Annotated in this window: 12 protein-coding genes; 7 read left to right on the top strand and 5 right to left on the bottom strand. The window is 35.5% G+C overall.

The genetic code is table 11. The annotated features are described in order from the left end of the window. Positions 1-35 precede the first annotated feature (35 nt). A complete protein-coding gene (locus tag LOK78_RS09430) occupies positions 36-359 on the top strand; it encodes a YbaB/EbfC family nucleoid-associated protein (protein WP_232634728.1) in 324 nt (107 codons plus the stop codon). A 27-nt stretch (positions 360-386) separates the two neighbouring features. Here LOK78_RS09430 and LOK78_RS09425 read toward each other — a convergent pair whose 3' ends face one another. Continuing rightward, positions 387-1,409, bottom strand: coding sequence for a threonine aldolase family protein (locus tag LOK78_RS09425; protein ID WP_232634727.1), 1,023 nt, complete (start codon positions 1,407-1,409; stop codon positions 387-389). A 93-nt stretch (positions 1,410-1,502) separates the two neighbouring features. Between LOK78_RS09425 and prfB the strand changes: the two genes are divergently transcribed. The 4 genes from prfB (at position 1,503) to LOK78_RS09405 (ending at position 6,196) form a co-directional block, all read left to right on the top strand. Next, positions 1,503-2,613 (top strand): peptide chain release factor 2 gene (prfB, locus tag LOK78_RS09420; protein ID WP_232634726.1). Its coding sequence is split into 2 segments (ribosomal slippage): positions 1,503-1,565 and positions 1,567-2,613, totalling 1,110 coding nucleotides; the frame shifts between segments, so codons are not numbered across the junction. Next, complete coding sequence (locus tag LOK78_RS09415) at positions 2,610-3,227, top strand: HAD family hydrolase (protein WP_232634725.1); 618 nt, start codon at positions 2,610-2,612, stop codon at positions 3,225-3,227. Before prfB ends, LOK78_RS09415 begins: the two co-directional genes overlap by 4 nt. A gap of 11 nt (positions 3,228-3,238) precedes the next feature. Next, the gene (gene arsC, locus LOK78_RS09410; RefSeq protein ID WP_232634724.1) at positions 3,239-3,580 is read left to right on the top strand and encodes an arsenate reductase (glutaredoxin); all 342 of its coding nucleotides are present in this window, start codon (positions 3,239-3,241) and stop codon (positions 3,578-3,580) included. Between the two features lie 105 nt (positions 3,581-3,685). Further along, positions 3,686-6,196, top strand: a complete 2,511-nt coding sequence (locus LOK78_RS09405) for a TonB-dependent receptor (RefSeq protein WP_232634723.1) — start codon at positions 3,686-3,688, stop codon at positions 6,194-6,196. Positions 6,197-6,271: 75 nt separating this feature from the next. On the opposite strand, the gene LOK78_RS09400 is transcribed toward LOK78_RS09405, so the two are convergent. The 3 genes from LOK78_RS09400 to LOK78_RS09390 all read right to left on the bottom strand — a co-directional run bounded on the left by LOK78_RS09400 (position 6,272) and on the right by LOK78_RS09390 (position 8,149). After that, positions 6,272-6,448, bottom strand: coding sequence for a hypothetical protein (locus tag LOK78_RS09400; RefSeq protein WP_166958593.1), 177 nt, complete (start codon positions 6,446-6,448; stop codon positions 6,272-6,274). 280 nt (positions 6,449-6,728) lie between these two features. Then, complete coding sequence (locus LOK78_RS09395) at positions 6,729-7,475, bottom strand: class I SAM-dependent methyltransferase (protein WP_232634722.1); 747 nt, start codon at positions 7,473-7,475, stop codon at positions 6,729-6,731. Positions 7,476-7,507: 32 nt separating this feature from the next. Then, positions 7,508-8,149 (bottom strand): peroxiredoxin, encoded by a 642-nt coding sequence (locus tag LOK78_RS09390; RefSeq protein ID WP_232634721.1) that lies wholly within the window; start codon positions 8,147-8,149, stop codon positions 7,508-7,510. A 263-nt stretch (positions 8,150-8,412) separates the two neighbouring features. Between LOK78_RS09390 and LOK78_RS09385 the strand changes: the two genes are divergently transcribed. Further along, positions 8,413-10,086, top strand: a complete 1,674-nt coding sequence (locus tag LOK78_RS09385) for a T9SS type A sorting domain-containing protein (RefSeq protein WP_232634720.1) — start codon at positions 8,413-8,415, stop codon at positions 10,084-10,086. Between the two features lie 87 nt (positions 10,087-10,173). Here LOK78_RS09385 and LOK78_RS09380 read toward each other — a convergent pair whose 3' ends face one another. Beyond that, positions 10,174-10,764, bottom strand: coding sequence for a YkgJ family cysteine cluster protein (locus tag LOK78_RS09380; RefSeq protein ID WP_232634719.1), 591 nt, complete (start codon positions 10,762-10,764; stop codon positions 10,174-10,176). Positions 10,765-11,037: 273 nt separating this feature from the next. Between LOK78_RS09380 and fumC the strand changes: the two genes are divergently transcribed. After that, complete coding sequence (gene fumC / locus LOK78_RS09375; protein WP_166958603.1) at positions 11,038-12,435, top strand: class II fumarate hydratase; 1,398 nt, start codon at positions 11,038-11,040, stop codon at positions 12,433-12,435. Positions 12,436-12,467 lie beyond the last annotated feature (32 nt).

Below are 12,467 nucleotides of genomic sequence, written 5' to 3'. Positions count from 1 at the left end.
TAGTTTTGCATTAATAAACTAAAAATATAGAAGATATGTTTGGAGATATGATGGGTATGATGAACAAATTGAAAGAAACCCAACAAAAAGTTGAAGACACCAAAAAAAGACTGGATACGGTACTAATTGATGAGTCAAGCAATGACAATAAACTAAAAGTAACCATAAATGCCAATAGAAAAATTAAAGCTATAGAAATTGACGAAAGCCTGTTAGAAGATAAAGAAGAGCTGGAAGATTATCTGATCCTAACGCTTAATAAAGCGATAGAAAAGGCAACAAGCATCAACGAAAATGAAATTGGCGCCGTTGCCAAGGAAGGCATGCCAAATATTCCTGGTTTGGATATGTTTAAATAAATAAAAACTCCCAAAAAGGAAGTTTTTTTATGATTCTAAAGTCGACAGAACTTCCAAAAACCTCTCATGCATCTCCTGGGTATAATCTAAATGAGTAACAATTCTAAGCTTACCATTCCCCATACCGCTTAACACAATTTTATTTTCCTGAAGATGATTTAAAAATGTCTTTTCATCTTCTTTTTGGTTCAATTCAAAAATAACAATATTGGTCTCTACAGGAGTCACTAGCTTCACCATGTCCAATTTATTTAAAGCCATTTCAATTTCTTTAGCTCTTTGATGATCCTCTTTAAGCCTTTCAACATGATTATCAAGCGCATACAAACCTGCTGCTCCCAAATATCCAACTTGTCTCATCCCTCCTCCCAATATCTTTCTAATCCTCATGGCATTCTTCATCAACTCCTTTTTACCAACCAAAACGGAACCTACCGGACAACCCAGTCCTTTACTGAGGCAAACAGAAATAGTATCAAACAGTTGCCCATATTGTTTCGGCGACTCATTCTTGGCGATTAGGGCATTCCAAAGACGTGCACCATCAAGATGAAAACCAAGGTGGTTTTGGTCACAAATTGCTCTGATTTTTTTTAATTCCTCAAAATCCCAACAAGAACCTCCTCCTCTATTTGCGGTGTTTTCAACTTCTACCAAGGCTGTAAGCGGACTATGATAAAAATCTGGGGGATTAATCGCCTCGATTACTTGCCCAGATGTAAACATTCCTTTGTCTCCATGGACCAGTTTGCAAGATACACCACTATTAAATGAAGCACCGCCTCCTTCATAATGATAAATATGTGCATCTTTATCACAGATGACTTGATCTCCTGGTTGTGTGTGCAATTTTATAGCAGTTTGGTTGGCCATAGTTCCGGTTGGGAAAAATAAAGCCTGTTCCATCCCAAACATATCGGCTATTCGCTCTTCAAGTAAATTTATTGTAGCATCCTCTTTATAAACATCATCCCCTACTTTAGCCTGAAACATGGCTTCCAACATTTTTTCAGTTGGTTTGGTGACTGTATCGCTTCTTAAATCTATCATAACCTTAAATTATCCTTAAAACTAAAAATTTAATGTTTGAAAATTTCACTCACATGGACTTTAATTATAAATTTGATGAAAATTTAACTTCTTATGATAACATCAGATCACGTAAAAGATCTTATTGAACGCCTTGGTGCGTTAAGGAGGTATCTTTGACTTAGATGCCAAACTCATCGAAATTCAAAACGAAGAAGAACAAACCTTTGACCCCAACTTTTGGAACGATTCCCAAGCGGCGGAAGAAGTCATGAAATCCCTTAGAAGTAAGAAAAAATGGGTTCAAGACTACGATGCTGCCAAAACTTTTATCGAAGACCTCGAGGTCATCTATGAGTTCTATAAAGAGAATGAAGCGACTACCGAAGACGTTGAAGAACGCTACGGAAAAGCTTTAGAAAAGATTGAAGATCTTGAATTCAGAAACATGCTTTCTGATGAAGGTGACAACCTAAGTGCTGTTTTACAAATAACCGCAGGTGCTGGAGGAACAGAGAGTTGTGATTGGGCTAGTATGTTAATGCGTATGTACCTCATGTTTGCTGAAAAAAGCGGCTTTAAAGTAAAAGAACTTAATCTTCAAGAAGGAGATGTAGCTGGGATTAAAACCGTTACCCTGGAAATTGAGGGGGAATTTGCTTTTGGTTGGCTTAAAGGTGAAAACGGCGTACATCGATTGGTTAGAATTTCACCTTTTGACAGTAATGCCAAACGTCATACAAGTTTTGCATCCGTTTATGTATATCCATTGGTTGATGATTCCATTGAGATTGAAATCAATCCAGCAGATATTGAAATTACCACGGCTAGATCCAGTGGTGCTGGAGGACAAAATGTAAACAAGGTAGAAACCAAGGTACAACTAACCCATAAGCCTACGGGAATTCAAATTTCTTGTTCAGAAACTAGATCGCAACATGATAACCGGTCTAGAGCATTACAAATGTTGAAGTCGCAATTATATGAGATTGAACTTCAAAAGCGCATGGAACAACGGGAAGATATTGAGGCTGAAAAAATGAAAATTGAGTGGGGAAGCCAAATAAGGAATTACGTTATGCATCCTTACAAATTGGTCAAAGACGTTCGTACAAGCCATGAAACCGGGAATGTAGATGATGTAATGAATGGTAATATTGAACCCTTTTTGAAGTCATACCTCATGATGATGGGACAGAAAACGGAAGATTCAAATGAGTTATGATGAAACCCATTAATACCATCATTTTTGATTTGGGCGGTGTCCTTATCGATTGGAACCCTGCCTATGTATTTCGTGAGGTTTTTCAAAATGACGAGAAAATGAACTGGTTCTTTGACAATATCTGTACAAGTGACTGGAACGAAAATCAAGATGCAGGATATCCCATTTCACAAGCAACCGAAGATTTAGTTGTTAAATATCCAGATTATGAACGTTTAATTAGAATGTATTATGGTCAGTGGGAGAAAATGTTGGGAGGTGAAATTTCTGGAACAGTTAGCATTTTAAAATCTTTGATTGAGAATCCCCATTACAAAGTGGTGGCCCTTACCAACTGGAGTAGCGAAACTTTCCCTATTGCACAGAAACGCTTTGATTTTTTGAGTTGGTTTGAGGGAATCGTTGTTTCAGGTGAAGAAAAAACCAGAAAACCTTTTAAGGAAATTTATGAAATCACTTTAAGTCGATTTGATCTGCAGCCTGAATGCTCCCTTTTCATTGATGATAACTTAAGAAATATTGAGGCAGCTCAAAAATTAGGTATCAATGGCATTCATTTTAAAGACCCAGATCAGCTTGGAGAAAGCTTGGAAAAATTTCAAATTAACATTTAATAATTATAAAAATGATTCAGATTTATCACAATCCCAGATGCTCAAAATCAAGACAAGGATTGGCCATTTTAGAAAATAGTGGAAAAGAATTTGAGGTCATCAAATATTTGGAGGATATTCCTTCGGAAAAAGAGTTTAAAGAAGTTCTTAAGAAACTTGGTATTTCCCCCATAGAATTGGTTAGAAAAAATGAAGCTATTTGGAAATCCGATTTTAAAAGAAAAGATTTATCCGATGATGAACTCATTCAAATCATGTTGGAACATCCCAAACTCATTGAGAGACCCATTGTTGTAAATAACAATAAGGCGGTCATAGGAAGACCTCCAGAGAAAATCGAATCCATAATTTAACACCAAGCCCTGATTTTTCAGGGTTTTTTATTTAACAAACATTTAACCAATCCCCACTAAACCATAGGTTATTTTTGCCGTCTTACTTCCAAAACAACCTAGAATATGAACAAATACCTGCTTTTAGCATTAACTTTTATTTTTACTACCGTTAGCCTTTCTGCCCAACCAGAAAAGAATATTACCGTAACGGGAAAAGTAATTGATCAGTCATCAAAACAACCCTTAGAATACGCTACAATTGCGTTTTATAGCACAAGCGACAACCAATTGGTCACGGGAGGAGTCACAGATGAAAATGGAAATTTTGAACTGACACTTAAAAGTGGCATTTACAATGTGACTATTGAATTTATGACCTTCAAGAAGAAAACCTTGAGCAATCAACAATTGAGTTCCAGTAAAGATTTTGGAACCATTTCTTTGGAACCCTCTACGGAAGCCTTGGATGAAGTTGAGATTATTGCAGAAAAAACCACTGTAGAGATTCAATTGGATAAAAAAATATACAACATTGGAAAAGACCTTACTACCGCCGGTGGTACAGTGAGCGACGCCTTAAACAATGTACCATCTGTTTCTGTGGACGTTGAAGGAGCTATCAGCTTAAGAGGAAATGAAAATGTTAGAATCCTTATTAATGGAAAGCCCTCTGCTATGGCAGGGTTTGGAGATACCAATCTATTAAGCCAATTACCAGCCGAGGCTATTGAACGTGTTGAAGTGATTACCTCTCCTTCCGCCAGATATGATGCCGAAGGTACCGCGGGAATTTTAAACATTATTTTAAGACAAAAGGAAACTTTAGGATTTAATGGATCGGTTAATTTAACAGTGGGTCATCCAGATAATGTGAGTACAAATTTCAACTTAAATTATCGTACTGAGAAATTCAACCTGTTTTCAAATATTGGATGGAGATATTTTAATGCGCCACGTACTAGTTTTAGTGATGCTAATTACTTTAATGTGGATGAAGGTGATTTTGATAGAGTACGTGAAGATCAAGAAGTAGAACGCTTAAACAGAAACTACAACGGGAATATAGGAATGGAATACTTCCTTTCTAAAAAAACATCCTTAACTGGGAGCATATTTTATAGGTATGGAGAGGATGCTGACCTTTCTGAAAATTTCAGTGATCGATTTATTACTGCAAATAATGTGGAAAGAACCTTCAGACGTGAAAAAAATACTGAAGAGGACCACAACTATCAGTTTGCTTTAAACTATATCACCAAATTTGATGATAAAGGACATGAATTGACGGCAGATTTTCAATTCGAAAATGGATCAGAAGACCAATATACAACATACGGCGAAAACTATGTGTTTACCGCCCAAGAGGACCCTGATTTTATCGCTAACGAACTGGTAAACAGCACTCAAGATGATAAAAAAATCTTGGTACAAGTAGATTATGTCAAACCATTAGGAGAAAATGGACGTTTTGAGGCGGGATACCGTGGAAATTTTGATAATCAAAACACGGATTATGTATTAGAGCAAGAAAATGAAGAGACAGGAGAACTAGAAATCAATGATGAGTTAACCAATATTTTTGATTATACACAAAATGTCAATGCCATATACTCTCAATACGGGAATAAAATTGGAAAGTTTTCATTCTTACTGGGATTAAGATTGGAACAAACAAAAATTAAAGGTGAAATCACTTCATTGCTTAGTGATCAAGAGCTACAAGATGCTTACAATTTTCCTATTGAAACCGATTTTGAAAACGACTACTTAGGCCTATTTCCTACGGTAAATATCATCTATAACTTAAGTGGTTCTGACAATGACAGTGAAGAAAACCTAAGCTTTGGTTACAATAGAAGAATTAACCGTCCAAGAAGCTGGTTTATCAATCCATTCCCTTCCAGGTCTTCAAGAACCAACGTTTGGCAAGGAAACCCTAATTTAGAGCCAGCGTTTGCAAGCGCCTTCGACTTAGGATATTTAAAAAGATGGGGGGAGTTAACCTTAACCACTTCATTATATTATCAACATGAAACTGGGTCTTTTGAACGTGTAGAGGAGAATACAGGGTATCAAACTCCAGATGGTATCGATATCATTAGAACCATACCCGTAAACTTATCAAGCAATACCCGAATTGGAGGTGAACTTGGGCTTATGTATAATCCAACTAAATGGCTTCGATTGAACTCTAGCTTTAACTTTTTCCAATTTGAAACGAAAGGTGATTTCAATAACGTAAACTACGATGCAAAGAATACCAGCTGGTTTGCTAGATTTAGCTCAAAAGTAAGCTTACCTTGGAAAATTGATTGGCAAACCAATGCTTTTTATAGAGGACCAGAACAAGATGCTCAAACAGATACCAAAGGGATGTTTTCAATGGATTTAGCATTCAGTAAAGAAATCATGAATGACAATGCCACACTATCCCTTAATGTTAGAGATGTTTTTAATTCCAGAAAAAGAATGGCCACAACAACAACATCTACTTTTAGTAGATATAGTGAAATGCAGTGGAGACCACGAACAATTAATCTTACTTTTATCTATAGATTTAATCAACAGAAAAGGCAACAACAAAGAAACCGAAATAACGGCGATACCAATGGAGATATGGAATTTGAAGGTTAAGGCCTTCAAATTCCAACCTAATAAAAAAGGGAAGCAAATGCTTCCCTTTTTTATTATTGTATATTTTAAACGAAATTAGGCTTGACCTCTTTTAGCTTTCTTCTCAGCTCTTATTTCTTTCCATCTTTCAATTGCAGAACCAAAAATCCAATAAGGAACTACGAACGTTGCTAAGAAAATTAATAACCAAAAACCAATGGTCAAAATGGTTAAAAATGCTAAAAATCCTAAATATTGGTCAAATTCAAACATGTTGGTTTATTTTTTGTTCTTTTTGCAAAGATAAAACAAAGGTAATTGTTACACAATACCCTACTAACATTTATCAACAGGGTTATAAACAGTTTTAAGTATTTAAAATTAAACACATATAAATCAGACAGATATAATAACTCATTTAAAAATGGATGTAATGATTTTCTTCTTAAAAAATAAAATTCATGATCTATTTTTTACTGTCAAACACTTTTCACAAACAAGGAAAACCTAATTTTAATCAATATCTTTTAATTCTTTGAGCCATTCAATTTGGTTATTTTGAATACAATTTTAGAAACAATGGAAATGAGACTTTCATCTCCTCACCTTGCCAAAACCCTTTGACATCTTCAACCAAATTCGGAACTGGATTTATTCCTTTATTTGCTTTGATATAATTTTGAACTGCAGACCACGAATTAAAGAAACCTTCAAATTGTGTCATATTCCATAAGGTATCTATATAAAACTCATGATTAGATTTGATGTATTTCAACCCCAACGTCAAGTTTTCATATTGTTCTTCGATATGCCGTCTTTCAAAATTCCAATAATCACCCACAATTTCATGGTAAAAATGATCGACTTTTTCATCTATTTCTGTTGAAATTCTTCCCAAACCATACCCCCAAACCGCAACCAAACCGTTAGGTTTTAAAACACGATTTACCTCTTTTGAAAAAGCATTGAAATCAAACCAGTGTATAGCCTGAGCCACAGTAATAAGATCGAAAGAATCATCAGGAAAATGGGTCTTCTCTGCTCTTTGAATACTATATTGAATATTGTCTTTAGAAATTGCCCATTCAAGTTGTTGCTGACTGATATCTGAGGCACAAACAGATTTAAATTTATCGGCTAAAACAGCAGCTACCTGCCCATTTCCTGTTGCACAATCCCAAGCAGATTCAAAATTGGAACATTGAGAAAATAAAAAAACATACAATTCCTGAGGATAGGTAGGCCGAAACTTTTTATAAGCTCCTGATTGGGCCGAAAAATTATCAATTGGTTTTTTCATAATAAAAAAGCACCAAAATATGGTGCTTATCTTTAATTTAAATTCGGTTGCGGTGTAGTGCGTAAATATGGTTTTATCTCCTTGTATCCTTTAGAGAAATGCTTGGGTATATCTTCTGTTGCAATGGATGGAACGACAACACAATCATCCCCATTTTGCCAGTTTGCTGGTGTGGCTACCTGGTGGTAAGCTGTTAATTGTAAAGAATCTATTACCCTTATTAATTCATCAAAATTCCTCCCTGTTGAAGCTGGATAAGTAATTATCAACTTGACTTTTTTGGCAGGATCAATTACAAAAACTGAACGTACTGTTGCCTTCTCACTGGCATTGGGATGAATCATATCATATAATTCTGAAACAGTTCGGTCTTCATCTGCAATAATTGGAAAGTTAACCGTTGTGTTCTGGGTTTCATTTATATCACTAATCCAACCTTTATGAGATTCCAACCCATCCACCCTCAGTGCAGCTACTTTCACGTTACGCTTGTCAAACTCAGGTTTATATTTAGCTACTGTTCCTAACTCTGTAGTACAAACAGGCGTATAATCTGCAGGGTGCGAAAATAACACTCCCCAACTGTCACCTAACCAGTCATGAAATTGAATTTCTCCTTCTGATGTTTGAGCCTTAAAATCGGGCGCAACATCTCCTAATCTTATTGTTGCCATAATTTGATTTGTTTTGATTTATAAATCAAAGATAAACATAATTCCTACTAAATAAGTAGGAGTTAATAAACTTTAAGATTAATTAACAAAGTAATACAACTCAAATTTAACGTTGCACTAAAATAATATTTCCCTATAAAAATTTATAAAGTTGACAATTTTTAACTTAAAATTTTAAAAATAAATTGATAATAATTTTATTCGAATGATTTATTTTAGAAACAAATTTTTAAAGTATTATCAACTAATTTATTCAACTGTTTATGAAAAAAAAATTACTCTATTTTAGCCTTTTTGGCTTATTCTCCTTTAGTCAAAGCCTTATGGCACAAACTTATGAACCCCTTGTAATTACTGGTGGGTACAATCAAGATATTGTTGCAAATGGGGCTGGTACAGCTATGTCTTCATCTACCATTGCTGCTGATGATGCTAATTTTTGCTTTATGAGTAACGATTTTGATCCAACAGGATCAACCTCACTTACAGATGCTCTACCCAATAGTGGAACTTTCACCTCGCAAGCAAATTCTGAATTACCTTTTCTATTTGCTGATTACGGAGCTAGCAATGCATTAAGAATAACCGGAACGGGATCAACAGGAACCTTAACTTTTTCTAATACTTTAGAGGCTTCTAAATTATTTATTTTGGGAACTTCGGGTAGTGGAACTTCTAATTTTGATGTAGAAGTAACTTTTGATGATGCCACTTCAGAATCTTTTACCGGTCAATTATTGCCAGATTGGTTTTACAGCACAACGCAACCAGTTGCTCTTTCAGGATTTGGAAGGGTTAATAGAACAACTGACGCAATTGAAGAATACGCCTCCGAGCCGAGATTATACCAAATAGAATTGGAAATTTCCACTGCCAATCAAGTAAAAACGATTGAGAGTATTATTATAACCAAGGCTTCTGGTGGAGGTGCAAACGGTGTCATAAATATTATGGGAGTTACAGCTGAATTGGCTCCTTCCTGTATAAATGCCAATACTTTGGCTGCTACAACAGGTGTAGATGACGCCACTATTACTTGGGAAGCTTCACCTTCTTCACCTGGTTTACCTTATGATTACTATTTAACTACAGGCACAGAAACACCTGATGTATCAACAACTCCAACCGGTACTATTCCAACAACTGAAAATGCTCTTGATTTAACCGAATTGGAAATTGGTACTACCTACTATTTCTGGATAAGAACCAATTGCTCTGCAGAGGATGCCACAGATTGGGATATGGTAAGTTTTACCACAGGACAAATGAGTTTTACATATGACTCAGGAGATATTGAAACACTTTATGGTACTCCTACTACTTCATCAACAAGTAGCTGTCCTGGAGCCATGACGATAAGTGTGCCTGAGGGTTATGAAATTTCAAATATAACGCTTGATTATGAAATGACAGCGGCCGCAGGAGCCTGGATGTCTGAGCAAAGATCCTTTTTAATTTGTACAACTTCAGGAGCAACCGAATCATCAGTTGCAACAGGAGCAAGTAACAGTGGAGGTACTTTCACTTATCATAGAGAAGGTATTGATATCGCTAATGGATTATCAGGTGATGTTGATTTTGAACTTCATGCTTGGAGAACATGGGGAGGTTCTGGATGCGGAACCAATTATAATAGGGTAAATAATAACACATGGAAAATCACCATTACTTATGGTCCTTCTTTAACTACTGATGAACATGAGCTTGCAGGATTTTCGGTTTATCCAAATCCTACAAATGATCTAATTTATGTTAAATCATTAACTTCTTTAAACTCCTTATCTATTTACAATTTAATGGGGCAAGAAGTCATGAATACCAATGATGTTAAATCCTCGGAAGGAATAGACATCAGCCATCTAACCTCTGGCACTTATTTATTAAAAGTAATTGGTTCTAATGGCGAGTCGTTCACCAAACGAATTATTAAAAACTAAAAGTTCTAACTTCTTATAAAAAAGGGTAGCCATTTTAGCTACCCTTTTTTTTATGGTTATTTCACAAACTTATAAATAGAATGTCAATTAAGCCGACCTCGGCCGGCGATAAGCATAGTAACTTAAAACTATTTTGAGAGCTTCTTCTATCGCATTGTTAATAGGCATTAATTTAGAACAAAGATCACCATCTATACTTTGTAATTTAAAATAATAATGACGCATAATGGGTGTATCCTTTCCCTCCATTATGTGGCTTTTTGCCTTTTCTACAGCATCTGGGTAAGTTTCCTTAATAGATTTGCATGTTACCAATTCTGGATTCCCATATTTATTTATAGCAGCCGAGAAACCAAATAGTCTGCAAATCAATCCTCTATAAGGATATTCTGTACAAAACCCTGGTTTATCCGGAATCAAAAGTGGTGATAAAACAATACAATTGGAATTTGGATGATCCTTAATTCGATCCAAATATTCCAAAGCCAAACCTCGTTTGTAAAGGTGATAAGCAAAAGGTAAAAATTCCAAAGGAGAAGCACTTATATCTGGTTTGTTGCAACATTTTCCACAACCTACCAAGCACTCAAGCCTTGTGACATGTTTAAAGGCCGCCACGTCCTTTTCCAATCCTTTGAACACCCGTTCCACGGCTTGGATTTTTCGGTATAATGTCATCGCTAAATAACGATGCTAATGTAAAACAAAATGCGATTCGAAATGATAAGTAACTTCAAAAAAAGTTATATCATTTAGACAATAATTATTGACCAATTAAAAGGATAAATATCATGTTATTCTTCATTAAAATTCCATATGTAAAAGGGAATAAATTAAACACCTCCAAAGACCTTAAAAAAATTCAATTTAGTCTACAACTATTTAAAAATCGATGGCAAAAAGACCAACCAAAAACCTTAAATTTGTTGGAAATTTATAACGTATCTCACAATGAACTATCGTATAGAAAAAGACACGATGGGCGAAGTAAAAGTCCCTGCAGATAAACTTTGGGGTGCCCAAACTGAAAGATCTAGAAATAATTTTAAAATAGGTGCACCTGCATCCATGCCCTTAGAAATAGTTTATGGTTTTGCTTACCTAAAGAAAGCAGCTGCATATGCCAACCATGAATTGGGTGTTTTAGATGAAAGTAAACGAAATTTGATTGCTCAGGTATGTGATGAGATTTTAGCTGGAAAACATGATGATCAATTTCCATTAGTTATTTGGCAAACAGGATCTGGAACCCAAAGTAATATGAATGTCAATGAGGTTGTTGCCAATAGAGCACATCAATTGGCAGGTAAAACCATAGGAGAAGGCGAAAAAACCATTCAACCAAATGATGATGTAAATAAATCGCAGTCTTCAAACGACACCTTCCCTACCGGAATGCACATCGCTATCTACAAAAAGATAGTAGAAACTACTATTCCAGGAGTAATCAAATTAAGAAATACGCTTTATGAAAAATCACAAGCGTTTAAAGATGTTGTGAAAATTGGTAGAACGCATTTAATGGATGCAACGCCTTTAACCTTAGGTCAAGAATTCTCTGGTTATGTAGCACAATTAGATCATGGTATTAAAGCCGTTGAAAACACGCTTCACCATTTAGCTGAATTAGCTTTAGGAGGAACCGCAGTTGGAACTGGATTAAATACTCCTAAAGGCTATGATGTTTTGGTTGCCAAATACATTGCAGATTTCACTGGCTTACCGTTTATCACAGCTAAAAATAAATTTGAAGCTTTGGCTGCGCATGATGCATTGGTTGAATCACACGGTGCTCTAAAACAATTGGCTGTTTCTTTAAATAAAATAGCAAATGATATAAGAATGATGGCTTCTGGTCCTCGTTCAGGGATTGGAGAAATTATTATTCCAGCAAATGAACCTGGAAGTTCTATAATGCCCGGTAAGGTAAATCCAACGCAGTGTGAAGCACTTACTATGGTTTGCGCCCAAGTTATGGGGAATGATGTAGCAGTTACCGTTGGAGGTACACAAGGACATTATGAATTGAATGTTTTTAAACCTGTTATGGCTGCAAATCTTTTACAGTCTGCCCAATTGATAGGAGATGCATGTGTAAGTTTTAATGACCACTGTGCTAATGGAATCGAACCTAACCATGATGTTATCAAAACACTTTTGAACAATTCATTGATGTTGGTTACAGCACTTAATACCAAAATTGGCTATTACAAAGCCGCTGAAATTGCTAATACTGCTCATAAAAATGGTACTACCCTACGTGAGGAGGCCATTAATTTAGGGTATGTAACGGCAGAAGATTACGATTCTTGGGTTAAACCCGAAGAAATGGTAGGCAGTTTAAAATAATTAGAATTTATCATATTTTTAAAACGCTAAGG

This window comes from Mangrovimonas futianensis (assembly GCF_021245805.1).
In the GTDB taxonomy this organism is placed as follows: Bacteria; Bacteroidota; Bacteroidia; order Flavobacteriales; family Flavobacteriaceae; genus Mangrovimonas; species Mangrovimonas futianensis.
The sequence above is the reverse complement of the archived record's forward strand: the minus strand, read 5'-3'. Positions and strand labels throughout refer to the sequence as shown.

Bases quoted from the DNA above. Each gene is read 5' to 3' on its own strand.
- LOK78_RS09430 (WP_232634728.1), top strand. From the start codon at position 36: ATGTTTGGAGATATGATGGGTATGATGAACAAATTGAAAGAAACCCAA.
- LOK78_RS09425 (WP_232634727.1), bottom strand. From the start codon at position 1,409: ATGATAGATTTAAGAAGCGATACAGTCACCAAACCAACTGAAAAAATG.
- LOK78_RS09415 (WP_232634725.1), top strand. From the start codon at position 2,610: ATGATGAAACCCATTAATACCATCATTTTTGATTTGGGCGGTGTCCTT.
- arsC (WP_232634724.1), top strand. From the start codon at position 3,239: ATGATTCAGATTTATCACAATCCCAGATGCTCAAAATCAAGACAAGGA.
- LOK78_RS09405 (WP_232634723.1), top strand. From the start codon at position 3,686: ATGAACAAATACCTGCTTTTAGCATTAACTTTTATTTTTACTACCGTT.
- LOK78_RS09400 (WP_166958593.1), bottom strand. From the start codon at position 6,448: ATGTTTGAATTTGACCAATATTTAGGATTTTTAGCATTTTTAACCATT.
- LOK78_RS09395 (WP_232634722.1), bottom strand. From the start codon at position 7,475: ATGAAAAAACCAATTGATAATTTTTCGGCCCAATCAGGAGCTTATAAA.
- LOK78_RS09390 (WP_232634721.1), bottom strand. From the start codon at position 8,149: ATGGCAACAATAAGATTAGGAGATGTTGCGCCCGATTTTAAGGCTCAA.
- LOK78_RS09385 (WP_232634720.1), top strand. From the start codon at position 8,413: ATGAAAAAAAAATTACTCTATTTTAGCCTTTTTGGCTTATTCTCCTTT.
- LOK78_RS09380 (WP_232634719.1), bottom strand. From the start codon at position 10,764: ATGACATTATACCGAAAAATCCAAGCCGTGGAACGGGTGTTCAAAGGA.
- fumC (WP_166958603.1), top strand. From the start codon at position 11,038: ATGAACTATCGTATAGAAAAAGACACGATGGGCGAAGTAAAAGTCCCT.